Annotated in this window: 18 protein-coding genes and 1 riboswitch; of the genes, 13 read left to right on the top strand and 5 right to left on the bottom strand. The window is 48.8% G+C overall.

All coding sequences use genetic code 11. The annotated features are described in order from the left end of the window. From ACJJIM_RS04815 to ACJJIM_RS04800, 4 genes are all read left to right on the top strand, one after another. Nucleotides 1-987 (top strand): hypothetical protein, encoded by a 987-nt coding sequence (locus ACJJIM_RS04815; protein WP_413665021.1) that lies wholly within the window; start codon nucleotides 1-3, stop codon nucleotides 985-987. Nucleotides 988-1322: 335 nt separating this feature from the next. After that, the gene (locus ACJJIM_RS04810; protein ID WP_444912553.1) at nucleotides 1323-3845 is read left to right on the top strand and encodes a TonB-dependent receptor; all 2523 of its coding nucleotides are present in this window, start codon (nucleotides 1323-1325) and stop codon (nucleotides 3843-3845) included. Between the two features lie 198 nt (nucleotides 3846-4043). Next, complete coding sequence (locus tag ACJJIM_RS04805) at nucleotides 4044-4976, top strand: ROK family protein (protein ID WP_444912552.1); 933 nt, start codon at nucleotides 4044-4046, stop codon at nucleotides 4974-4976. A 246-nt stretch (nucleotides 4977-5222) separates the two neighbouring features. Further along, nucleotides 5223-6122, top strand: coding sequence for an alpha/beta hydrolase (locus ACJJIM_RS04800; protein WP_444912551.1), 900 nt, complete (start codon nucleotides 5223-5225; stop codon nucleotides 6120-6122). A gap of 529 nt (nucleotides 6123-6651) precedes the next feature. Here ACJJIM_RS04800 and ACJJIM_RS04795 read toward each other — a convergent pair. From ACJJIM_RS04795 to pdxH, 4 genes are all read right to left on the bottom strand, one after another. Next, the gene (locus tag ACJJIM_RS04795; RefSeq protein ID WP_444912550.1) at nucleotides 6652-6978 is read right to left on the bottom strand and encodes a hypothetical protein; all 327 of its coding nucleotides are present in this window, start codon (nucleotides 6976-6978) and stop codon (nucleotides 6652-6654) included. Between the two features lie 128 nt (nucleotides 6979-7106). Next, the gene (locus tag ACJJIM_RS04790) at nucleotides 7107-8438 is read right to left on the bottom strand and encodes an RDD family protein (protein WP_444912549.1); all 1332 of its coding nucleotides are present in this window, start codon (nucleotides 8436-8438) and stop codon (nucleotides 7107-7109) included. Beyond that, nucleotides 8438-10129 (bottom strand): Hsp70 family protein, encoded by a 1692-nt coding sequence (locus ACJJIM_RS04785; protein WP_444912548.1) that lies wholly within the window; start codon nucleotides 10127-10129, stop codon nucleotides 8438-8440. The genes ACJJIM_RS04790 and ACJJIM_RS04785 overlap by 1 nt, the downstream gene beginning before the upstream one ends. 236 nt (nucleotides 10130-10365) lie before the next feature. After that, nucleotides 10366-11004, bottom strand: a complete 639-nt coding sequence (gene pdxH, locus ACJJIM_RS04780) for a pyridoxamine 5'-phosphate oxidase (protein WP_444912547.1) — start codon at nucleotides 11002-11004, stop codon at nucleotides 10366-10368. A gap of 267 nt (nucleotides 11005-11271) precedes the next feature. Between pdxH and ACJJIM_RS04775 the strand changes: the two genes are divergently transcribed. The 8 genes from ACJJIM_RS04775 to ACJJIM_RS04740 all read left to right on the top strand — a co-directional run bounded on the left by ACJJIM_RS04775 (nucleotide 11272) and on the right by ACJJIM_RS04740 (nucleotide 20953). Beyond that, nucleotides 11272-12876: a 5-guanidino-2-oxopentanoate decarboxylase gene (locus ACJJIM_RS04775; protein ID WP_444912546.1), complete on the top strand. Its 1605-nt coding sequence runs from the start codon at nucleotides 11272-11274 to the stop codon at nucleotides 12874-12876. Between the two features lie 28 nt (nucleotides 12877-12904). Further along, nucleotides 12905-14338 (top strand): aldehyde dehydrogenase family protein, encoded by a 1434-nt coding sequence (locus ACJJIM_RS04770; RefSeq protein ID WP_444912545.1) that lies wholly within the window; start codon nucleotides 12905-12907, stop codon nucleotides 14336-14338. Between the two features lie 65 nt (nucleotides 14339-14403). After that, a riboswitch (SAM-I-IV-variant riboswitch) is annotated at nucleotides 14404-14530 on the top strand. Nucleotides 14531-14588: 58 nt separating this feature from the next. Continuing rightward, the gene (locus ACJJIM_RS04765; protein WP_108732493.1) at nucleotides 14589-14804 is read left to right on the top strand and encodes a hypothetical protein; all 216 of its coding nucleotides are present in this window, start codon (nucleotides 14589-14591) and stop codon (nucleotides 14802-14804) included. 78 nt (nucleotides 14805-14882) lie between these two features. Further along, complete coding sequence (locus ACJJIM_RS04760) at nucleotides 14883-16082, top strand: glycine C-acetyltransferase (protein WP_444912544.1); 1200 nt, start codon at nucleotides 14883-14885, stop codon at nucleotides 16080-16082. An 85-nt stretch (nucleotides 16083-16167) separates the two neighbouring features. Continuing rightward, the gene (tdh, locus tag ACJJIM_RS04755) at nucleotides 16168-17193 is read left to right on the top strand and encodes an L-threonine 3-dehydrogenase (protein ID WP_444912543.1); all 1026 of its coding nucleotides are present in this window, start codon (nucleotides 16168-16170) and stop codon (nucleotides 17191-17193) included. Nucleotides 17194-17604: 411 nt separating this feature from the next. Further along, a complete protein-coding gene (locus tag ACJJIM_RS04750; protein ID WP_444912542.1) occupies nucleotides 17605-18021 on the top strand; it encodes a hypothetical protein in 417 nt (138 codons plus the stop codon). A gap of 334 nt (nucleotides 18022-18355) precedes the next feature. Further along, complete coding sequence (locus ACJJIM_RS04745) at nucleotides 18356-19432, top strand: helix-turn-helix domain-containing protein (RefSeq protein ID WP_444912541.1); 1077 nt, start codon at nucleotides 18356-18358, stop codon at nucleotides 19430-19432. A 90-nt stretch (nucleotides 19433-19522) separates the two neighbouring features. Beyond that, nucleotides 19523-20953: an amidohydrolase family protein gene (locus ACJJIM_RS04740; RefSeq protein ID WP_444912540.1), complete on the top strand. Its 1431-nt coding sequence runs from the start codon at nucleotides 19523-19525 to the stop codon at nucleotides 20951-20953. Between the two features lie 610 nt (nucleotides 20954-21563). On the opposite strand, the gene ltrA is transcribed toward ACJJIM_RS04740, so the two are convergent. Next, a complete protein-coding gene (gene ltrA, locus ACJJIM_RS04735; protein ID WP_444912539.1) occupies nucleotides 21564-22862 on the bottom strand; it encodes a group II intron reverse transcriptase/maturase in 1299 nt (432 codons plus the stop codon). Nucleotides 22863-23592: 730 nt separating this feature from the next. Between ltrA and csrA the strand changes: the two genes are divergently transcribed. Then, a complete protein-coding gene (csrA, locus tag ACJJIM_RS04730; RefSeq protein ID WP_444912538.1) occupies nucleotides 23593-23766 on the top strand; it encodes a carbon storage regulator CsrA in 174 nt (57 codons plus the stop codon). Nucleotides 23767-24151 lie beyond the last annotated feature (385 nt).

The following is a 24151-nucleotide window of genomic DNA, read 5'->3' as shown; positions in this document are numbered from 1 at the left end:
ATGGCATTTAATCTCGATAATAAATGGGTATGGGATTTTTGGTTCGCGCAGGACGGCGACCAGTACCATGTATTTTACCTTCAAGCCGATAAATCACTGGGCGATCCTGAGCTGCGCCACTGGAATGTATCTGTCGGTCATGCCGTTTCTACGGACCTCATTCATTGGACAACGCTCCAGGATGCATTAAAACCCTCACCTCGAACTGCAACCGCCAGTGAGGAAGCTGCAGACTCTTACACTACCTGGACCGGCTGTGTACACAGAGAAGGCGATACCTGGTATATGTTTTATACCGGTACTAAATATTCAGAGAAAGGTCTGGTTCAGCGGGTCTGCCTGGCAACTTCCAAAGACTTATTACACTGGGAAAAACACCCCAACAACCCCCTGGTGGAATTAGATCCCAATTTCTACGATGGCCTGAACCTTGAATATTGGCACGATGCATCCTGGCGTGACCCATGGATCGTTAAAGACCCCTCGCAGAATCTCTACCATATGTATCTCACTGCGCGCTGTAACCAGGGCAGCCCTGATGGGCGTGGCGCAGTTGGCTATGCCAGTTCAACGGACTTAATTCACTGGAAAGTGGGGCAACCGGTATTGGCTCCCGGTTGGTATGGCGAAATGGAAGTACCGCAAATTGAATATATCCATGGCCGCTACTACTTATTCTGCTCAGTATCGACAAAGTTCCACAGCACTGCCCATCGACAATCCATGCAGGGCACACCACTGACTGGCACAAAATATTTTATCGCCGATGATCTGAATGGCCCATACGAAGTGGTTGGAGATGGCTTTATCGGCGCAGACCAGCAGGGATCACTCTATTCCGGCCGGGTTATCCAGGGGCCGGACCAACAATGGTATCTGCTGGCTTTTAATCGGGACGATGCAGAGGGCAACTTTATCGGCGGTATCTGCGACCCCAAGCGCATCGAGTTTATGGACGATGGACAACTGGAATTGGCCAAAGACTAGCAGGCAGGAGTCGCAACCAAATCCTTAGGTAGATGCTCACCAGAAGCATCTACTGCCCCGTATCCCCTTCTCCCGCAACCAGTGCTACTTAGAAAGACAAGCAGCACTGTCACCAAAAGCAAAGATCGATACCGCGAAAATCACTACTTCCCCTTGGTTTACTTATCTATTTGCTGATTCCACTGCGTAAATTCCGCAAATTTTCGTGTTGCCTTTATTAAATCACAGTGATTTAATAAATGTGTTCGCGGGGAGAGGTCCCACCCATGCGGTAACAGGAAGAGAGTCTCGAGCCCGCAGAGAACGGGCCGTGAAAAATCTAATAACCATAAGAGATGATTGAGGAGAGCGCCGTGATTGCAGAGGGCTTCCAAGCAGGTTCAGAGACACAGAAACACTTTAAACCACACTCCATAGCCCTGGCAGTTGCCATGGCCTCCAGCGTAGCGGTACCGGCAACAGCTGAGGAAATGCCGGAAATTGAAGAGGTGATGGTTACCGCAACCGCCCGACCGGTTACCAAGATGGAATCCAGCGTATCCGTTAGTGCACTGGACACTGAGGAAATGGCGAAGTACGCCCCGCGCTCTACCGCAGAGCTGTTCCGCAGCTTACCCGGTATTCGGGCGGAATCCTCCGGTGGCGGCGGCAATGCAAATATCACCGTTAGGGGTATTCCCCTGGCAACTGGCGGCTCCAAATATATGCAAATCCAGGAAGACGGATTGCCTGTATTAGAATACGGCGATATTAATTTCGGTAACACTGACAACTTTGTTCGCACCGACTCCTCTCTCGCACGTATAGAAAGCGTACGCGGCGGCTCTGCCTCCACCTTTGCCAGTAATTCCCCTGGCGGTGTGATCAATATGATCAGCAATACCGGCGAAGAAGAAGGTGGTAATGTAGGACTTTCGTTTGGTGCGGACTACGATGAGTCCCGCCTGGACTTTGGCTATGGCCACCACTTGAATGACACTTTGCGATTCTATGTCGGCGGATTTTTAAGAGAGGGAGAAGGCATCCGCGAGACCGGCTTTGATGGGGATTCCGGCGGCCAACTCAAGGCCAACCTCACCAAAGAGTTTGATAACGGTTATGTCCGCCTCTATTACAAACATCTCGATGACCGGTTAACAACTTATCTTCCTGGCCCTGTAACCTATAAGGGCGATGGTGAATTCGGCACGGTTGCCAACTTCGATGCCAGCAGCCAAACCCTACATTCCGATAATTATCGATACATTTCCACTTTTGATGCCTACGGCAATCCGGTAACCCGCGACTTATCCGACGGTATCGAATCTCTGGTGGAAGCCTATGGCTTTGAAACCAAATTCGAATTTAATGATGGCTGGACTGTTACCGACAAATTCAGAATTTCTGATGTTAGCGGCAGCTTTATTTCCCCCTTTACCGATACTTTCGGCGATTACGGACCACAATCCACACAGGATATGGCTGATACCATTTGTGCAAATGCCGTAGGCAGTAGCGGAGAGGCCATAGACTGTAGCGCCGGCACAACGGTGACTTATGCCAATGGTGAAGAGGCCGAAGGCCTCGCCTATGTCGACCTGCTCTTTGATACAGAAATACACGATTTGGGTCTGATAGTTAACGACTTTAAAGTCGATAAATTAATTGGCGATAATATTGTTGTTTCCGGTGGGTTCTATTACTCCAACCAAAATATCAAAACCAGCTGGAATAGTTGGAATGCCCTAGTTCAAACTGTTGACGGCAGCAATTCTGAAAACCTCACCATAACTGCCAATGCCAACGGAGATGTACTGGTAGATGATGGGGTCTGGTCTGCAAGCTTTCTTTCCTGGGCCTGGGACCTGGAATATGAAACTTATGCACCCTATATGAATGTGGCGATCGACATCGGCGACTTTACCTTCGATGTCAGCGCCCGCCACGATATGGTCAACGCCAAAGGCTCCCTGGTTTCCAGCTGCTGCGGTGGTGATACAGACTACGATCTGAATGGCGATGGTATTATCAGCGATGTGGAAAGTGCTAGCGCTTCCGATGCCTTTGGATTCACCGGCGGCGTCATCACAATGGCCAATGGATCCACCCAGCTCGTTGACTACGATGCAGACAACACCTCTTTCTCTCTCGGTGGAAATTATATTCTCAACGACAGCATGGCTATTTTTGCCCGCTACAGCGAGGGTGGCCGAGCAATTGCCGATCGGCTCCTGCAAATTAGCGGCGCCCTCAACAGTGACGGAAGCCTAACCGACACCACCGATGGCTTCGACTCTGTGGACCAGCTGGAAATTGGATACAAACTCTCAACCGGCGATCTGGATTTCTTTGCAACTTACTTCAATACGGTCACTGAAGAGACCAACGCAGAAATCACTAGCGGCTTAACGTTTGTACGCGAGTATGAAGCCCAAGGAATCGAGCTGGAAGCAGCCTACAGTTATGGAGACTTTTCCGTAAATGGAAACCTCACCTGGACCGACGCCGAAATTTCAAAAGATGCCAACGACAGTTCTGTCGTAGGTAATACGCCGCGCCGCCAAGCTGATTTCATTTACACGATTACACCGCAATATAACTTTGGCGATGACTTTACATTTGGTGCAAGCCTCCAAGGGTCTACAGAATATTTTGTTTCTGACTCCAACCAGTTGAAACAGGAAGGTTATGTCCTGGTCAATCTGTTTGGTTCTTATTACCTGACAGAGGACCTTACCGTTTCCTTTAATGTAAACAACCTCACCGATGAATTTGTTGTTACCGAAGTTGAAGAGTCTTACGCAGAAGTTGGAGACATAGTACGCGGACGGGCTATCAGTGGCCGCTCCACAAGTGTCAGTTTCAATTACGCTTTTTGATCGTTGTTCTTCCCTACTCTAGTAAGTGGTTTGCAGTTCTGCCCATAGCTTTGCAAACCCCGAGCGTCTGGCCCCCACCGGCGCTCGGTTTTTTTCTTTCAGAAACAATATAACCAGCTATAAACTATCAGTAGTGTAATTTCAGCAACCATCAACTGATAATACGAATAACTTATGTAACCCGGGGAGCGGATTAGGATGGAAATGCAAGGCAATGCGGTAGATACCTTGCTCGGCGGAATTGAAGCCGGTGGTACCAAATTTAACTGTGTGGTAGCTGCTGGGATTAATGACATCCGTGAGCGAGCCAGCTTCCCAACCACCGATCCAGAACATACGCTATCCAAGGTCGCTCAGTTTTTTCACGAAAGCAGTCAGCGCCACGGCACTGTTTCTGCGCTGGGCATAGCCAGCTTTGGCCCGGTAAACCTGGACCCAGAATCCGCCTACTATGGCTATATCACCCAAACACCTAAAGCTGGCTGGTCCAATACCAATATGGCTGGCTACTTCAGCCAAGCCCTGTCGGTACCAGTTGCTTTCGATACAGATGTTAATGGCGCCGCCCTTGGAGAGCACCTCTGCGGCGCCGCTACAGATGTAAAGAACTTTGTCTACGTCACCATCGGTACCGGCATCGGCGCCGGCATTATGATCGACGGGCAGCTGATCAATGGATCTATGCACCCGGAAATTGGGCATATGTTGATGCCTAGAGACAGCCAAAAGGATTCTTTTAAAGGCAACTGCCCATTTCATAACAACTGCCTTGAAGGACTGGCCTCAGGTCCTGCGATAGAGGAGCGTTGGGGACTGCGTGGCCAACACCTCGAACAACACCACCCGGCCTGGGACCTGGAGGCGGAGTATCTGGCCACTATGTGTGTCAACCTTACCAGCTGCTATTCCCCACAGCGGATCATACTGGGGGGTGGAGTGATGATACAGGCGCACCTATTCAACCGTGTAAGACAAAAATTCCTAGCCTTAGCCGGTGGTTACTTTCCTCAAGTCTCAGAAAGTAATATTGAACGGTATATCGTTGCACCAAAACTAGTGGGAAGATCCGGTGAAGTCGGCTCCCTACGGATGGCCCAGCACCTATACAACACTAAAAACGTCATTGCCTGAGCCAGGGAGGGGACATCCCCTTCCCGCCCATCCTCTTCTCAGTGGGCGTGGTTCCCAAGTGCAATATCCCTATTTCTGTGATTACGACCACTTCTTGAGCAAAAACTTGCGATGAAGAGTGATTCCTGCGGCAGTAACCCCCTCCCCAGCTAGCGATTCCCTTTACCTATCTGTTAGGCTTCCATATAGATACCTCTAGTAAGCAGGGCGATAACAGGTAAGTTTCAGCGCCCCTCAGGGATAGCAATGAAAATAATTAGATTATTAGTGATAGGTATTCTTAGTACCTGTTGCCAGCTGGCAGCAGCCGGCAGTGCCGAACCCACAACTTTCACCCGCCCGGGGATACTGTCCTACAACTTTTACTCTGATTTACTAGAGCGTGAGTACGTTATCGACATAATGCTGCCTCTCTCGTACACCCCGGAAAACACCGATCGCTATCCAGTCATTTATATGACCGATGGCTTTCTGCATTTTCCTATGACAGCTCCTAACCTTCTTCAGGAACAGGTTCCCGATGAGTTTGGCAATGTCAAAATGCCCCCTGTAATTCTGGTAGGTATCTCCCACGCTTTTGACAGCCCGAATTTCGCCCAGCGAGTAATGGATTTCACCCCCGTGCCTGGTGTGATCAAAGGTGCTGAACTAGGTGGCGGCGCCGATCACTTTCTTGAGTTTATCGAAGAGGAACTCAAACCCTTTATCAATAATAATTTTAAAGGTAACGAAGAAGACGAAACCCTAGTGGGCCATTCCCTGGGTGGGCTTCTGGCTCTCCATGCACTTTTTAACCACACCAATAGCTTTGACCGATATATCATTGGAAGCCCCAGTATTTGGTGGGCCGATAAGCAAATTTTAGATAGTGAATTGGCCTATGCAGAACGCAATGCCGATTTAGGAAAAAGTGTGTATTTATTTATTGGTGGTGAGGAGACTTGCAGTGAAATCGACTCAGTTTGCGCAGTAAAAGACTTCTCTCAACTAGTAAAAAGACTGAAGTCCCGTAACTACAATAGCCTTACTCTAAGAAAACGTGTATTTGATAACGAGAATCACGGTAGTGTTGTTAATCCAGGCTATGATCGAGGGATAGAGAAAGCCTTTAAAGCAAAGCTTACTCCCAGAAAATACTCCTTTTAAACAATGAATTCAAATTCACTTAACTGAGGGTTTTCAGAGACATCTAGTTATAATCAAGTACCAGTCTCTCAAACATGCAAGTCGACTTATCTTAAGAAGCACTTCTAGCCGCTCGCCACTTAATATGATTCCAATAGGTGGTCTGAAGCTTTTAAGAGGCACCTTAAGTAAAAGGGCTTGCAGTCAAGAATACTATGTAAAAACGTAGATATTTTTTAGGCTGATACAGTACACACACCGTTACTTGTGACTTACAGTATCTCTGGAAGCATGAGCAACAACACATCAGGCTCATCAACTAATCTCACTTAAAGATAAGCTATTACATCGTCAATGATTAAAAATAGGAATAACCCTAAATTCTCGTCAAAACAATAAAACGCATGGGGTTCTCAACCCACAATATACTCTAAAAACCTTCCTCAGTTAGCTTTGAGGGCCACGCCCTAAAGCAAACCCTCAAAACTTAAACCTTACCGAAATACTAAGGCCCTTTTCTCTGCCCAGCTATCAGACAAGGGATATACACCTATAGAGAGTACACATTCAACCAACCTGAATGATTCATAAATGCAAAATAGGTAATCAACAGATAATGCAAAGCCGCAAGGACCATAACAATTTTTATATTCATGGTTACAGTGGCCTCTGTGGTTCGAGCTGCCATAAAGCCTCCCCAAAACATGCGCAAAGGTATGAAAACAAAACTCGTCGCTATATATGCCAGGTCAAATGGAATAGCAGAAAACAGATACAACAAGGAAGCCTGTTCTGCGGCAACTGTAAAAAAAAGATATCCCGCAAGCAGCTGGGCTTTACGGTATAGCCCGCCTTGTTCCTGCTTGGTAAAGTCCAAACAATATCGCCAGGGGAATAATAATAAAGAACATATTAAAAACAACCCAATAATTCAGTTGTTTTATAAGCGTGACTAGCTGATAAAAATAGATAAGGGAAGAGCGGGAACGTATCCCCGCTCCAAAGCTAAGCTTTTCTCAGGCGGCGTAAATGCTCGTCATGGGTCTTACGCATATTAATTACATAAGTGCGACTTAATCGATCGTGCAGGAATTTGCTCCCTAAAAAGAAATTGATAATCCATGTTACAAGCCCAAATGCACTAGTGATTGCAAAACTCACAGTCCTCCAAAGCCCTCGCAAGTATCCTATCCGCTCGAATTTTTGACTGGTTACCCGATAGCCCATTATATACTTGCCTGGTGTTGCCTGAAGTTTTGAACACTCAAACATCCAAGCAAATACCAAGTAGGCCCCCAAACAAAAAGGGATTACTTTTGCGGCTGCTATAGCTTCCGGCAAATCAAAGAGCTTCATCATCGCAGCTGTAGCCGGAGAACCTACAGCCATATAAGTCATGACCAAGTCTAAAAAAAGTGCAACACTTCTAGGCAGGAAATCCCCAAAATAATACTTTTCATAGCGCTCTTCAAATTCAGCCTCACTTTGTGCCTCTACCTTGCCCCCGCCACGAAGCCCTTGCAAAGGATCAATACGGGACTCATGGGTTTCCAAGCTATTAAATATGCTATTGCACAACTTCTCGTCAAGTGCTTGGTAGAGGTAAGACGAATTCCCTCGCCAATCGAACAACTGGTCACAGTACTGCAGGATGTTCGGCGTTACTTGCGGGCGAAACCTTGCGGACTTCCCCCCCTCTACAGCATTTTGATTAAATTGGGCAAAGCGTTCAAATACAGAAAGACCTAAGTTCCAATTATACTCCTCATCCAGCATATAGGGACTCTTGGTGAGAAAGCCCCAACTTTTCTCCAAGCTCATTTCCAAGTGATTATTGAGCATCTCATCCACTTGCTTAAGCACCCGCCGAAACTCTTCGATACGCAAATCTCTATCCGGATCTTGCGCTTCCCGAGATTCACTTGGCTGCGTATCAGGGGATACACCTTCGCTCTGTTCCAAGGAGTCAGAAGCGCCCTCTTGTTTTACTGGGAGTTCCTCAGCTTCAAGCGGAGTTGACGCTTCATCAGCGGAAGACCGCACTTCTGCTTCCTGCACCCCTTCTAGTACAGCTACTCTTTCACTATTAACCTTCTCATGGTTTGTATTTTCTGTCTGCCCAAGTGAAGGAGTTTCCAAGGAGACTTCAGTATGCCCAGCAACTTCCTCTTGCAATTGCTCAGCCAGTTTCAGTGCTTGCTTATAAGCCGCATGAAGTGCCTGGAATTCTTCCGGTTTTTCATCCGGGCGGGTTTGCTTTAGTTTTTTTGCATAAGCACGCTTAATCGCGCGAGCATCAGTGATGGGGTTAATTTCAAGAATGGCCCAGGGATTCATCAAATCCAGTCCTCGCCATCCAAGCGATCCAGAATTTCACTAACCTCAGTTCGAGCCTTAATAATTTCTGTAGGGTTTTGCCTTTCTAGGACGCTATCAAACGATGACAGTAACTGAGCTATATACTCACGCTGCTCGCCCAGACTGGATTCATACAAGCGCTCACCACGAGCAATAATTGCTTGGTTTTTCTCATCTTCACGAGGGTGGAATTTCAGTTTTGCCAATTTTTGCAGGGCTTCAGCCTTTTGTACATCGGAGAGAGCCCCCGGCGTAAACTCAATTAACTTGTTGAAAGTTTTACCCGTGGATACCACGGTCACATCCACTTCTAAAAGTCCATTCATATCGTAGGTATAGCGAATATCTGCCGATTCTTCCCCTTTAGGCTTTTTCGGCACAGGAACTGTCATCTCACCCAGGTACACATTTTTAGCTACCAAGCGATTCTCTCCCTGGTATACGTCTACACAAAGTTGGGTTTGATCATCCCGAGCAGTCCAAACCCGCCTTACAACACTAACTGGCACAACGGTATTGCGCTCAATAATAGGCATAAAGTAAGCACCGAGCTGCGGATTATCTTCATTGATAACACCCGTCCCCAAGGTGTAAGGGCATACATCAGTCAGGACAATATCATCCAGTGCCGAGTTCTTTTCTTTTAAGCCAGCCTGAATAGCTGCTCCCATCGCAACGACAGTGTCCGGGTCCAAATGACAGGCTGGCAGACGGCCAAACATTCGACCAACCATTGAACGAAACTGGGCCATGCGCGTCGAACCGCCAACCAATACCACCTCATCAATTTTCTGTGGGGGCAAATCTGCATCGCGCATTGCCCGCTCAATTGGCCGTTTCGCTCTTAACAACAGAGGGGTGCTGAGTTTTTCAAACCACTCTGGGGTCACCTGGAATTGCAGGGAGCGCCCATCAAGTTGTAATTCAAGTTTTTGCTCAGGCTGCTGGCTGACTCGACGTTTGGCGCTTTCCATTTGCATATATAAGTTTTGCAAATCGCGAGGGCTTAATGCCTCTTTCTTAATATCAAACTCAGCCAGGACATCATCGATCATTGCCTCAACGAAATCCTCTCCACCGAGGAAGTTGTCTCCGGCACTAGCATGAACTTCCATAATGCCATCAAAAAATTCCAGGATGGAAACATCGAAGGTGCCACCCCCAAGATCTAAAATAAGGAAGTTTCCTTCGCGCTTGTCATGTAAACCGTAAGCAATGGCAGCCGAAGTTGGCTCGTTAATAAGGCGCTCTACTTTTAATCCCGCAAGCTCTCCTGCCAACTTGGTGGCATGGCGCTGATTATCATTAAAATAAGCTGGGACACTGATTACCGCTTCGGTTACCTCTTCACCAAGAAAAGTTTCAGCATCTTCTTTGAGCGCACGTAAGATTAACGAGGAGAGTTCCGTTGCACTAAATTTTTGCTTCCCCAGGGAAACTTTGTGGTCAGTGCCCATCAAGCGCTTAAACGCAGCCACAGTGGTACTACTGTGATTAATAAGACGTTCTTTAGCCGTTTTGCCGACTAGCAGTGTGCCAGAATCATCAAGCCCCACAACTGACGGGGTCAAAATTTCACCCAAACGGTTGGGAATTAGTTTTACCCCTTCATCAGTCAGTACCCCGCAAGCACTATTTGTGGTTCCCAAGTCGATACCAATAATGGCCATATTTCCCCTACCTACCCTTGGATTCGAATTGCAAAAACGATCGAATCTATAGAATTTTTAAGACATTAGTTTTAGCTATATTTATGGCGCATTATTCTAAGCGGCCTTGACCACAAATTGCCAGATAAGACACCGCTATAACACAATATCAGGGGATAGGTACTCACAAAGTGAGGCGTGATTAAGCGGTTAGTTGTGGCCCAAAGGGCTGGGCCACGAAAAGATAAATATAAAAATTAGGGAGCGCGACGTTCTATATTCCAGCTTTCCTTTTCTTTACGGCGATAAATAAAACGATCGTGCAATCTATTTTCACCCCCTTGCCAAAATTCAACCGCATTGGGCACCACACAGTAGCCGCCCCAAAATTCTGGCAATGGAATTGTTTTACCGGCAAAGCGAGCCTTTTCTTTATCAAACTGCTGCTCCAGTTCCTCCCTGGACGAAAGCGGCCGGCTCTGGTGCGAGGCCCATGCGGCCAACTGGCTATCCAGGGGGCGCGACTGGAAATAGGCCTCTGCCTGCTCGCGGGAAACGGGCTCCACCTTCCCATAAACAATCACCTGCCGCTCGAGACGGCACCAGGGAAACAACAGCGACACCTGAGGGTTAACGGCCATATCTCGGGCCTTGTCACTCTGTAAATTGGTATAGAAAACGAAACCCTTCTCATCGAAGCCTTTCAGCAAAACAATACGCTGCGAGGGGTGCCCGTCCGCGTTAGTGGTGGCAAGACACATGGCGCTGGCATCAACTAATTCTGCTTCAACAGCTTCTGCAAGCCACTTGCGAAACTGCTCCACGGGGGTCGGCTTCAATTCAGAGCGCCTTAAACCACCCATTTGGTATTCCCGACGCCATTGATCGATTTCCATGGTGATACTTCCTCGGTTGTTCTAGCTCAAAGTTTATTCAGCGAAGTGCCGGAAGGCTATTGTGCGGCAGCCACCTCGTCAAATTCCTCAAAATCTACTGGCAGGCAAAGTAACCCAAACGTACAAAGTTTCCTGCCGCAGTGCCGGGTGAATCTCAATTTTCCTGCGATATTGCCTGTGAAGGTGCAGACTCTGCGGGTGCTTGCACGGCTTTTGGTGGGCCGCTAGGCTCACTGCATTTTTACACGAATAAGGAAAATGGTGCTTATGTCCTCTGCGCCCACATGCGCCCAGGTGCTGATGCGCCTGCTGCGCGAATACCAGGTAGAAAAAGTTTTCGGGATTCCCGGCGTACATACCATTGAACTGTATCGCGGCCTGCCCGGTAGCGACTTGATGCATATCACGCCAAGGCATGAGCAGGGCGCCGCCTTTATGGCAGACGGCTATGCCCGCGCCAGCGGCAAACCCGGTGTCTGTTTCTTGATCACTGGGCCGGGGCTGACCAACGCAGCCACTGCGATGGCGCAAGCTTACTCAGACTCAATTCCTATGCTGGTTATTTCCGCCGTCAATCGCCGGGAAGACCTTGGCATGGGCCGTGGGCGCCTGCATGAGCTACCCCGCCAAAGCGATGCCAGTCGAGGCTTCTGTATCTGGCAGCACACCCTGACCCAGGCAGAACAATTACCGGAAGTGATGGCACGGGCATTCCAGCTGTTGCAGTCCAGCCGCCCCGGCCCTGTCCATATCGAAATCCCTATCGATTTATTCCCGGCGCCTATGTCCGGCAATCTGGACGATTACCGCGCGGCACCCAATGCCATGGTACCGGCAGCCAACGCGACAGCTATCGCGACTGCTTCCCAATGGCTGCAAGCTGCCGAACGCCCGGTGATTCTCCTGGGCGGTGGCGCGCAATCTGCTGGAGAAGCGGCAACACAGGTATCAGAAAAAATTGCAGCTCCAGTCTTCCTGTCTCTGGCCGCCAAAGGCGTTGTCGATGAAAGACTTCCTCTGTGTGGCGGAGCCAATCTCAGTTTTGATTGCGTGCGTGAGCGAGTAGAAGCTGCCGATGTGGTCTTGGCCGTTGGCACAGAGCTTTCGGAAACCGATCGCAATCTGGTAAGAGAGGATTACGCTTTCTCCGGCAAACTAATCCGTATCGACATTGATCCGGCTCAACTGGTAAGCAATGCCCAGCCGGACCTGGCCATCTGTGCCGATGCAACAGAAAGCCTTCAGCAGTTAAGCGAAGCCCTGGTTCAGTGCGAAGAGAGCTCAAAACAGCGCGCAGAAGAGGAAGTTTCACAATTAATCGGTAACTGCCGCAAAGAATGGTGGGAAGGTTCAGAGGAGCGCTTCCCTTGGGTTGAAGCTCTGCGCGAAGCCCTGCCCGATGAGGGAATTCTGGTTACCGACTCCACACAACTGGCCTATAACACTAACCACGCCTTGCCGCTGTACCACCCTCGCAGCCATATTACCTGCACCACCGGTTACGGCACGCTGGGCTTTGCCCTGCCCGCCTCGATCGGGGCCAAGTTATCCAGCGAGCGGGATGTAGTTGCCTTGATCGGCGATGGTGGCCTGATGTTTACTCTCGGTGAGCTGGCCGTTGCAGTAGAACAGCAACTGCCCCTGCCAATACTGGTTTGGAATAACAGCGGGTATGGAGAGATTCGCGACTTTATGGATGCCGCAGAAGTACCTCAAGAAGGTGTTAATCTTCGCACTCCGGATTTTGTCGCACTGGCAAAATCTTTTGGCGCTGAAGGTTGCCGCATCGACAAACCACAGCAATTAGCTACGGCAGTCGCAGAAGCCCTGCAACGCAAAACACCAACAATTATCGAAATCACCGCCCCTTGAACTGGCGCGAAGCAAACGGAAGCGTGACATGACAGATTTCAGCAAGCTGCATACCGACAAACTGTTTATCAATGGTGAGTGGCGCGAGCCCCTCGGCACCAGTTCCCATCCTGTGATTAACCCCGCCACTGAAGAAATGATTTGCCAGGTGGTGGAAGGCTCTGCTGAGGATGTGGATATTGCCGTTGCCGCTGCCCGCAGCGCCTTTCGCAAGTGGCGCCATACCAGCGCAGATCAGCGCTCAGCACTGCTAAATGCCATTGCTGACGGTATGGAAGAACGCAAGGAAGACTTGATCCAGGCGATCTCACAAACCCTGGGTTGCCCCGCCCATATCACCCGTTGGCTGCATGTGGATGGCCCTATCTACGCCATGCGTTACTACGCCGGTCGCACTTCAATCATGGAAGAGACCGAAAAGGCGGCCCACTCGGTATTAATCCGGGAGCCGATTGGCGTGTGTGGCTTTATTACACCCTGGAATTACCCTCTGCACCAATTTGTCGGCAAAGTAGCGCCAGCCCTCGCAGCGGGCTGCACCATGATTACCAAGCCTTCGGAAACCACTCCGCTGCAGGATTTCGTCATGGCGGAGATTATCCAAACAGCCGGTGTTCCTGCGGGCGTATTTAACCTGATCCCCGGTGCTGGCTCAGTCGTCGGTGCAGAGCTGTCATCGCACCCGGGAATCGATATGGTGTCCTTTACCGGCTCCACCCGTGCAGGCGTTGAAGTTGCCAAGGCTGCCGCGCCCACAGTTAAAAGGGTAACCCAGGAGCTGGGTGGCAAATCGCCTCTGATTATCACCCCGGACGCGGATCTTAAAGCAGCAGTTCGCTGGGGCTGCGAAGATGTATTCATCAACAGCGGCCAAACCTGCACCGCACTCACCCGTATGCTGGTTCCCGCTGAGCACTATGAAGAGGCAGTGGAAGTTGCCAAGCAGGTGGCTGAAGAAGTGGCCATGGGCACCGATGCCAATGCCTTTATGGGCCCCCTATCTTCCGCTCGCCAACTGGAAATCGTGCGCGGCTACATCAAGAAAGGGATCGAAGAAGGTGCCCGCCTTGTGACTGGCGGCCTCGATCTGCCCACCGAGCTGGATAAAGGCTTCTATGTGAAACCCACGGTATTTGCCGACGTTCACAACGATATGGCCATTGCCCGGGAAGAAATCTTTGGCCCGGTGACCTGCCTGATCCCCTACAAGGATATGGATGAAGCTGTCGCCATTGCCAATGACACCGAATACGGTCTGTCCAGTGGCGTATGGGCTAAAGACGCCGAAAGCGCCATGCCTATCGTTCGTCGCATTGAAGCGGGCCTGTGCTTTGTCAACGGCGGTGAGTTTAACTACGACGCCCCCTTCGGCGGTTACAAGCGGTCCGGCAACGGACGCGAGTTTGGTGAGGCCGGTCTCGGTGAGTTTATCGAACTGAAATCCGTGCAGCTTCCCGCATAAACTTCTGCACCGCCCTCTAATGGGGGCGGTACTGTTGACTGCTAATCCCCTCCCCGTTATCTTTGCTCGCACATCACGAGAGTGGCTGACGCCAACGCCAACCTGCCGACCGGGGCAAGGTGGTTCTCTCTCTGCGGCACACAAGGCCTGCGGGGAGGATGGGGCTCTACCAGAGCAAACCAACCGGATTAGCGAACATCACTTCGCCGCTTCCACGTCAGTCCTCCATAGTTTTACCATTGGAGGGACCATGTCCGAATCACCGTTTTCCAGTAAAGACATTATCGAAATTCAAATTGCCAGCCAAAGAAGCCACACGGCAGTACGCGCGGTGAGAAGAGGTGATCGTCAGTTGTTGTGGCAACTACTGTTCGACACTGCCGAAGAGGCATTAAAATTTGCCACCAGTTGCCGCGCCAGTGAGCACCCTATTTCGGCCCATGAGGCCTGCGAACTGGCGGGATAAAGTAGAACCAACAGGCGCCGCGAGCTCGCGCCCGTTACCCTGTGCCAAGAGCACCCGACAGGAGCTAAAAACAATACCATGTCAAAGCCAGAACAATTCTTTGAGCACCTGCGCAGCGAACTCAAACAGATCGATGCAGACGGCCTGTACAAACGCGAGCGGATTATTACCTCCCAGCAGGCCGCTGAGATCCAGGTGAACAACGACACCCAGGTACTGAATTTTTGTGCGAACAACTACCTGGGCCTGGCCAACCACCCGGACTTGATTGAAGCGGCCAAACAGGGGCTCGAACAATACGGCTTCGGCATGGCATCGGTGCGCTTTATATGCGGCACCCAGGACATTCACAAAGCGCTGGAATCGCGCCTTTCTGAGTTCCTGCAAACCGAAGACACCATTCTTTACACCTCCTGCTTCGACGCCAATGGCGGCCTGTTTGAAACACTGCTGGGCCCGGAAGATGCCATCATCTCCGACTCCCTCAACCACGCCTCCATCATCGACGGCGTGCGCCTGTGTAAAGCCAAGCGCTACCGTTACGCCAACAACGATATGGCGGAACTGGAGAAGCAGCTACAGGCCGCAGACGCCGCTGGCGCCAAGACCAAACTGATCGCCACTGACGGCGTTTTCTCTATGGACGGAGTTATCGCCAACCTCAAAGCCGTTTGCGATTTGGCCGACCAGTACAATGCCCTGGTAATGGTGGACGACTCCCACGCAGTGGGCTTCCTCGGTGACCACGGCCGCGGCACCCATGAATACTGCGATGTGATTGACCGCGTCGATATTATTACCGGCACCCTGGGCAAGGCCCTGGGCGGCGCTTCCGGCGGCTTTACTTCTGGCCGCAAGGAAATTATCGACATGCTGCGCCAGCGCTCGCGCCCCTATCTGTTCTCCAACTCCGTAGCCCCGGCGATCGTCACCGCCTCCCTGAGAGTGTTGGATATGCTGACTGAAGGCGGCGAGCTGCGTGAACAGCTGCGCGACAACTCCGCATACTTCCGCAAGCGCATGTCCGAAGCCGGCTTTACCCTGGCTGGTGCCGACCACCCAATCATCCCGGTGATGATTGGCGATGCTGCGCTGGCGCAGAAAATGGCTGACAAGATGCTGGAGCGCGGCATCTACGTAGTGGGCTTCTTCTATCCAGTAGTGCCCAAGGGCCAGGCCCGCATCCGCACCCAGATGTCCGCCGCCCACACCCGCGAGCAGCTCGACCAGTGTATCGATGCCTTCATTGAAGTTGGCCGCGAACTGAATATTATCTAAACCAAACAGCGGTGCTGATACGGTAATTCTCACAAGGAATTCACCGGAGCGGCACCGCGCCCTGCCATTTGTAGTTTTAAAAACAATGAAAGCACTATCAAAGCTGAAATCTGAAGTGGGAATCTGGCTTACCGATGTGGAAATCCCCACACCGGGCCACAACGACCTGCTGATCAAGATTCACAAAACCGCAATTTGCGGTACCGACATGCATATCTACAACTGGGATGAATGGTCTCAAAAAACTATTCCTATCCCTATGGTGGTAGGCCACGAATATGTGGGTGAAGTCGTCGGTATGGGGCAGGAAGTTGCAGGTTTCCAGGTGGGCGACCGTGTTTCCGGTGAAGGCCATATTACCTGCGGCCACTGTCGCAACTGTCGCGCCGGCCGCCGCCACTTGTGCCGCAACACTTATGGTGTCGGTGTAGACCGTCCCGGAGCTTTTGCAGAGTATCTGGTAATCCCCGCGCTCAATGCCTTCAAGATCCCGGATAATATTTCTGACGATCTCGCCTCTATTTTCGATCCCCTCGGTAATGCGGTACACACGGCCCTGTCTTTCGACCTGGTGGGCGAAGATGTACTGATTACCGGCGCCGGCCCTATCGGTATTATGGCCGCAGCAGTCGCCAAACATGTTGGCGCACGCCATGTAGTTATCACCGATATCAATGAATACCGCCTGGACCTGGCACGCAAGATGGGCGCTACCCGCGCCGTAAACGTTGCCAAGGAAAACCTCAGCGATGTGATGAACGAGCTGGGAATGAGCGAAGGCTTTGATGTTGGCCTGGAGATGTCCGGCGTACCCGTCGCCTTCCGCGATATGATCGCCGCAATGAACCACGGGGGCAAAATTGCCATGCTCGGTATCCCCGCAGGTGAAATGGCGATCGACTGGGGGCAGGTTATTTTTAAAGGCCTGATGATCAAAGGTATTTACGGCCGTGAGATGTTTGAGACCTGGTACAAAATGGCCAGCCTGATTCAATCCGGCCTGGATTTAACCCCAATTATTACTCACCAGTTTTCGATCGATGACTTCCAACAAGGCTTCGATACCATGGGATCTGGTGAATCCGGTAAGGTTATCCTGAACTGGAAATAAGTCCCAATGGCTGCGGGATTGCCCGCAGCCATTCTCCCTGCCCTCAATTTACCACTCCCCCTGCCCCAAAATATTCTTGCTTTGCCTGCCTGTTTCAACACTTTCGCAGTTGCTGCAGCTTAAATAGTTAACGACTGAAATAGATCTTCTATAACTTCGATTATTTTTTTAAAATCCTGGATCATTAGGTTCCAGCCCACCTAACACGCGATTCATTCAGCATCCCTGAAGCCTCTTTTTTACTGTACATCTTTATATTTATAGCGCCTGAACCTGGTACGATTGGACCGGATCGCTACCGCACTCTACTGCTGCAGTAGGTCTTCCGGTTTTTAGTCCAATTGATTCCAAGATAACAATCAGGATAATAAAGATCATATTTACCGCGGCACAAATGTTAAAAGTAAGAACATGAAACTTTATTTAACTTTGGCATTACTTCTTTTTACACCATTTGTCATAGCAGATGAAAACCTCTTCTATGTGGGAACTTGGCAATCAAATGAAAAAAAGACTTTAGCCAGCATGAACAACGTGGAGGACATACCCGAGAAAACCCAAATGCTCTTCCGCTCCAATTTCTTTGGGCGTCTCGTGAATGTAGTTCGAGCAGATTCGTTTACAACTTACATCATAGGGGAAAAGCCTGAGGTATTGACATTTTCACCACATACGATTGAAGTATTGAGTGCCGATACGATTCGTATCACATATTACGACGAACTCTTCACTTCTGATGAGACACGGATTTTAAAATACGAAAATAACTGCTACTCATTGCCAGTAACAAAATGGGAGTTTAGAGAATATTTTTGTCGTGTTGAATAAGACTCGCAACAAGCAGAAGTATACTCGCGTACTTCGAGTAATCGATCTCAGCTTCACCCCCCATACTTTGGGAAGTTACACTTAGAGAGACTCTGAATAACTCCATAATACCCCTGCGGATCTTGAAGGCTGCAGACGTTAGGCACAGTTCACCGAAAATGACCTGGTTGAAACGCAGCAGCTGTGGCATTCAACCCCCACTCTTCAGGGCCTACAGATTTGTTAAGAGGCTCCATGAGTAGTCACCCAGTATGGTCAAATACAGGAAGTTTCGAACGATGTTCCCATTTAAGAAATTCTGCTTATCGATTTATAGATTATTATTTGAGCAAACATGGTAAATTACTCCGCATCTAATTTTTTACAAATAGCCTTTATCACCCTATCGATTCTAGGTATTGCATTACTTTGGGCGCACACCCGTTTTACAGCAATGCGATACTTGTTAGGCGCCACTGCATTATTGATGACATTTAATTTTGTAGAAGAAACGAAAGTGGTTAATCTTGACTATTTAATCACGCCTTCATTCTCATTATTGATGGGCCCATTATTTTTTGCTGTGGTTGCACAATTAATATCCACCAATTATCAACAACAGCGTAAACACTGGGTACACTTAGTACCAGCAGCAATCAGCTTATTATTTAATCACTGGCCCCAGTGGGTTTTAGCGGCCGGTACTTTAAGTCAGATTGTTTATTTCTCATTAAGTATAAAAGCGCTTATTCGATATCAACATATCTTGCCCCAAAACCGCTCCGATGCTAACAAATTGAGAGCTGATTGGGTTAAGCGTATCCTATGGGTTCTGGTTGGCGTTGCACTGGTGGATGCAGTGCGGCATAACTTGCAACCTTACTTACCCATTCCTCTTTTGCTCAGATGGTACCTTGTTATGCAGCTGAGCTATTTTTTGATTATTGCTTTGCTTGTAATTCGCGCGGTTAGGGAACCGCAGCTATTTGCGGGTTTAACAGATGGCGAACAAGCCCTGGGCTTATCCGTAATAGAAGGTTGTGATAAGGGAAAGTGCAAAGCTGACGAAACGACTCAGGCGGATGCCCTTTTCAAGGAGCTTAACAAACAGGTTCATAGTCAACAGCTCTATCGCCTACCAAGGCTATCCCTCCGGGACTTGGCACAACATACAGGGCTTGGAGAGAAAGATATTTCCTGGGCCATCAATCAGGGCTATGGCGGTAACTTTAATGACTATGTTAATGCTCAGCGTTTGGCCGATGTAGTTTCGCAACTTGATTCAGCAAAAGAGAGTGATTCGGACAAAAAAGTTCGTCTCCTCGATATTGCACTTGAAGCGGGTTTTAACTCTAAATCCAGCTTCAACAGCCTGTTTAAACGCCACCTTGGGATGACTCCTAGTCAGTATTTAGTAGCAAAACCCCAATAATGGTTACTTTGGACGTGCAAAATCTGGATTTCGGACGCTAGAAGCTGATAATTTTGGCATTTTGGCCTCTTTGATTCACAAGAGGTCATTATGAAGTTATCTTCCTATTTTGCTCGTTCATGGAAAGCAGCGGTAGCTATTTTAGTGTTCATTAGCGTTGCTGCGCTCGGATCTTGGGGATGTGCATGGTACATCCCTCCCTCTTCCTACGGGTTAGCTGAACAGAATGCTCGCATTGTAGTTACCGATATCACAGTCATCGACACCCAGCATAATACAGCCGCAAGTAACCAAAACCTCGTCATTCAAGGTGGAAGAATTGCCCAAGTAACTAGCGATGTAATACCTGAGATTGAAGGCGAGCTGAGGATTAATGGCCTGGGTAAATATGTGATGCCAGGCTTAATCGATATGCACAGCCATGTATGGGGTCGATCCGATCTATTAGCTATGTTAGCGCACGGAGTCACTCGCACAAGAGTTATGGCTGGCAATTCCCCTCAGCGTATTCTTAAAAAATGGATCGATACTGGGGATATAGCCGGCCCTCATATGGTGTTATCCGGTGCACCTGTTAATCAAGATTCCCACTATGCTAGTGGACGACACCACAAGTTTATTGGTAGTAAAGAAGAGGCTCGCCAGCTGGTTCGCCAGCAATATCAACAGGGGTACCAGCAAGTTAAAGTTTATGACGGTTTATCCCGTGAGGTTTTCTTCGCTATAGCTGATGAGGCGAAGAAGCTCGGCATGCCTTTAGCTGGCCACCCACCTTTTGGTATTACTCTCAATGAATACTTATCGGCTAAACCGCAGTCATTAGAGCATGTGGAAATGATCTTTCAGGCACATTTGAACTACGACTATCAGCAGGAGAGCTTCGATGAAATTGTGCAGCAACTACTAGATAGCAACGTACCAGTTAGCCCTACATTAATCGTATATGACAACGTAGCACAGATCGCTCAGCATGGGCCAGACTACTGGCACAGCGTAGCTGATGATCTCGAGCTCAATCACCCCGCGATAAAAGCAATGGGTGAGCAGAAGGTTAATGGGATACATAGCGCTAAAGCGCAACAGGATTGGCAGGGTAAATCCAACATTTTCGGAGATATGGCCAAGCAGCTAAACCAAGCCGGTGTTGAGATACTGATAGCGTCAGACGGAGGAACCTTCTATACGCCCAACGGCTTGGGCACTATTCAAGAAATGCAACGATTAGTGGAGGTGGGGATTCCTGTTCAAGATGTATTGCGAGCAGCAACCCATCACCCAGCAAAAGCACTGGGCATTAGTAATAATGTGGGCTTAGTTTCCACAGGCTTTAATGCCGAACTATTATTGCTCGAAGACGATCCACGAGAAAACTTAAACACACTCACCAAGCCCCTAGGGGTAATTTTGGATCAGAGCTACTACGATAGATATAGCCTTAGTGAAATGAAAGAGCTAGCTAAAAGCACAGGATCGAAAAGCAAATTCTATTTTTGGTGGATTGTGGATAATTATATTTATTAGCGGCCATGCCAGTTAAATAAACTACTAATGTATCCCCCGAAATAAAAGCCCAGCCGAATTAGAAGGGAATTCCATATTAAAAGGTATAGTCACCCCACAAAGTGAAGGTGACCAAACCTACTAATATCCTCACTCAGAACCATCTAATTCGGCTAGTAAGCCATACAAACCTCAAACCCAAAGTTTAAAAGTAGATTTTTTAACCTGAGGTTCACTACCAATGATTCAATGAGTTCGAAGTGCGAATTTACAAAATATAGGCACAAAAATGATCTTATTGGATTTTATTAAGTTTGTTTTAATATCAAAGCTACGTAAAATCGATGGATATGTATCGGCAAATAAAGGTTACTTGAACGAGTCTCTATGAGGTTCAAGTAAGCTACAAGAGAGACCTAAGATCTCTGAAAAAGACTCACCTACTTAAAGGAGAACGCTAGAGCAACATAAGAATAAGTAAAAGGCGCTGACCCAAGGTGCTACCAACACCAGGGGCCAGCTAACCACATTGATATCTACACTATCAAAAGTCGAGTAGACCAAAGGAACTTCCCCTTCAGCCTCTCACAGAACCGTACGTGAACCTCTCAATTCATACGGCTCTTCGTATTCAGCACATTTTCAATCTTCCCATTCTCCAGTGTGCAAACAAGCCGCGCATTTGTTGACGAACCTTTCCAATAAAGACCCAACTCTTGAAACAGCTTCGCTTCAGATGCTTAAACTTCTTCCTGGCCCAACGCATCAGCGTTTGGTCAAGATACTTCTGAAGTCGATAAACACCATATTTCCGCCCAAAGTGACCGTAGTAGTTCAGCCATCCTTGTATTGCTGGATTAAGTGCTTGTGCCATCTCCGACAGTGATCGATCCACCCAGTTAATCACACGCCATTGCCTAACCTTATCCTTGATCCTCTTGAAAGCTTTAGGGCTCATTGATGGACCAAAGGCAGTGAAGGTTTGTCCATGGCGATTCTTTGCTTTCCTGGGACCAAATCGATAACCCAGAAAGTCAAAATGGATCACAGGGTGGTTGTCTTTTCGATTGCTGTTCTTGCAATAAACCTTGCGGGTTTTCTCTGGATGAGCTTCAAGCCCGCAGGTAGTCAGGCGTGCTTTTAGAGCCGACAGTAAGCGATCCGCCTCTCGAGGATTACGACAATGGTAAACAGCATCATCCGCGTAACGCTCAAAAGGAATATCTCTGTGCGTTCTCACCATCCAGGCGTCCAGCGCGTAGTGCAAAAACAAGTTTGCCAGTAGCGGGCTAATTACGCCCCCTTGTGGAGTACCTTGTGTTCGCTCTTCAAGCTGTCCGTCCCGATGTTGTACTGGAGCCGTTAACCAGCACTGTACATAGAGTCTGACCCACCGATGATTATTATGTTTATCTAATGCCTTCAGCAGGAGTTCGTGATTAATATTGTCAAAGAAACCTTTGATATCTAAATCAACTACCCAGATTCTATCCCAGCATCGTTGTCGAGCTCGACGCACTGCGTCTATAGCAGATTTGCCTGGCCGATAACCGTAGGAGTCAGGGTGAAATACCTTCTCCAATTCTGGCTCCAGCAGTTGCTTAGCCACCATTTGTGCAATGCGATCTTCGATTGTGGGGATACCCAGTGGTCGCAGGCTGCCATCGAGTTTCGGAATATCCACTCGTTTGACGGCTGATGGAAAATAGCTGCCAGATGACATCCGATTCCATAGCTTGTACAGGTTTTTGACAAGATTCGATTCGTATTGCTCTATCGTTATCTCATCAATCCCTGCTCCGCCGCCATTGGCCTTGATCTGCTTCCACGCTTCCCAAACCGCTCGCTTGGGAATATTGAATGGCTTTGCGCTAATCGTTAATTCCTCCCCATCTGGGTTGATTACACGGTTAGTCGCCGAATACGACAACCCCTTCGCTCCACGTCCATTACAGCCGCTTCTCCACTACTACGGGTTGTTCCGCCCCTGTGACCAGTCTTGGTACTCAACGTCTTGTAGGGCCTCTACTTGACGCTCTTCCTTAACACCTGGACGACAGGTTCTCCTGTTCCACCCAAAAGCCTGCTGTGTGTTCACGCCACCTCTATGCCGGATGCCACTCGGTCGGTAAACAGGTAACCTCCAAGCTTATCCCCGCACTTAGCCAGTGCACGGGTTTTGACATCATCTTGGTAATACGCTTTCGACACCTCATCAGTGGTTCATTTGCATTCGTCTCTACACAACATACCTGACGTATCTCGTACGCCTTTTCCTCAATCGCTTCTAACCAAAGCTCTTTACTCCGATCACCTTGAGGCGGTTTGTTACCACTTCCTGCAAAGCGATAACGGAGGGCCGACCTCCATCTCCTGGATAGCACGTATTTTTTTATTTATAAAAAAATAAATAAAAAAAAAAATACTCAGGACGCACTGGCTATATGCATCATACGCTAGATACCCGCTCGTCTTCAATAAAGTGGAGTAGATCCAGCAGCTTGGAGCGTGTCCTCAAGCTCTGGGAGCGTTGCGCCCGACTTTTCTTCTTCTATGCCTATCGTTCTCGCGCCCCCCCCTTTCAAATCCCACACATTACTTCTTGAGTCTTCCCACTGCGGAAGGCCATCTTCTATTTTGCAATTCAGCAGGAACGAAATATGTTAATTTTAAACCGCCGAGTTGGTGAAAACCTCAGAATTGGGGCAAAGATCTCAATCACAATATTGGAAGTTAAGGGAAACCAGATAAGCATCGGCATAGACGCCCCAAAGTCAATATCCGTGCACCGTGAGGAGGTCTATCTGCGTATTAAAATGAACAAGCGGCAATAGATAGTAGCTACTGATCATAAGTTTGCTTTTGTACTACTTAATTAGTCTATAGCTCGTAAATCCAACAACGGGAAGAGCTGAAGCATCTATTTTGTGTGAAGCATCTAAAATCCCATGCTTGATTGAACTGACAGGCTTTCAAAGCCAGTAAGATCTATCAAGATCCTCATCCTGCGTACAGCAAAATCACTAACACTCAAAAATAGCTTTCACCCAAGTTCAATAATGTACTCACATCGCCACTATAGAAGCTAGCCGCTTAACCATCTCTCAATGATCAGTGTCAAGCAACAATACTGCACACAGCCCTGCCCTTTAACTGCTCCACGTCCTTAACTCGGCTAAGGAGAGCCAGAACCTCTCCTTAGCCGCCTTAATACTTTGA

The sequence above is a fragment of the Microbulbifer maximicatervae (SeqCode) genome, assembly GCF_052467615.1.
Note: the sequence above shows the minus strand (reverse complement) of the source record. Positions and strands in the feature narration are given on the sequence as shown.

Bases quoted from the DNA above. Each gene is read 5' to 3' on its own strand.
- ACJJIM_RS04810 (WP_444912553.1), top strand. From the start codon at position 1,323: ATGATTGAGGAGAGCGCCGTGATTGCAGAGGGCTTCCAAGCAGGTTCA.
- ACJJIM_RS04815 (WP_413665021.1), top strand. From the start codon at position 1: ATGGCATTTAATCTCGATAATAAATGGGTATGGGATTTTTGGTTCGCG.
- pdxH (WP_444912547.1), bottom strand. From the start codon at position 11,004: ATGGAAATCGATCAATGGCGTCGGGAATACCAAATGGGTGGTTTAAGG.
- csrA (WP_444912538.1), top strand. From the start codon at position 23,593: ATGTTAATTTTAAACCGCCGAGTTGGTGAAAACCTCAGAATTGGGGCA.
- ACJJIM_RS04740 (WP_444912540.1), top strand. From the start codon at position 19,523: ATGAAGTTATCTTCCTATTTTGCTCGTTCATGGAAAGCAGCGGTAGCT.
- tdh (WP_444912543.1), top strand. From the start codon at position 16,168: ATGAAAGCACTATCAAAGCTGAAATCTGAAGTGGGAATCTGGCTTACC.
- ACJJIM_RS04750 (WP_444912542.1), top strand. From the start codon at position 17,605: ATGAAACTTTATTTAACTTTGGCATTACTTCTTTTTACACCATTTGTC.
- ACJJIM_RS04770 (WP_444912545.1), top strand. From the start codon at position 12,905: ATGACAGATTTCAGCAAGCTGCATACCGACAAACTGTTTATCAATGGT.
- ACJJIM_RS04760 (WP_444912544.1), top strand. From the start codon at position 14,883: ATGTCAAAGCCAGAACAATTCTTTGAGCACCTGCGCAGCGAACTCAAA.
- ACJJIM_RS04805 (WP_444912552.1), top strand. From the start codon at position 4,044: ATGGAAATGCAAGGCAATGCGGTAGATACCTTGCTCGGCGGAATTGAA.
- ACJJIM_RS04745 (WP_444912541.1), top strand. From the start codon at position 18,356: ATGGTAAATTACTCCGCATCTAATTTTTTACAAATAGCCTTTATCACC.
- ACJJIM_RS04785 (WP_444912548.1), bottom strand. From the start codon at position 10,129: ATGGCCATTATTGGTATCGACTTGGGAACCACAAATAGTGCTTGCGGG.
- ACJJIM_RS04790 (WP_444912549.1), bottom strand. From the start codon at position 8,438: ATGAATCCCTGGGCCATTCTTGAAATTAACCCCATCACTGATGCTCGC.
- ACJJIM_RS04775 (WP_444912546.1), top strand. From the start codon at position 11,272: ATGTCCTCTGCGCCCACATGCGCCCAGGTGCTGATGCGCCTGCTGCGC.
- ACJJIM_RS04800 (WP_444912551.1), top strand. From the start codon at position 5,223: ATGAAAATAATTAGATTATTAGTGATAGGTATTCTTAGTACCTGTTGC.
- ACJJIM_RS04765 (WP_108732493.1), top strand. From the start codon at position 14,589: ATGTCCGAATCACCGTTTTCCAGTAAAGACATTATCGAAATTCAAATT.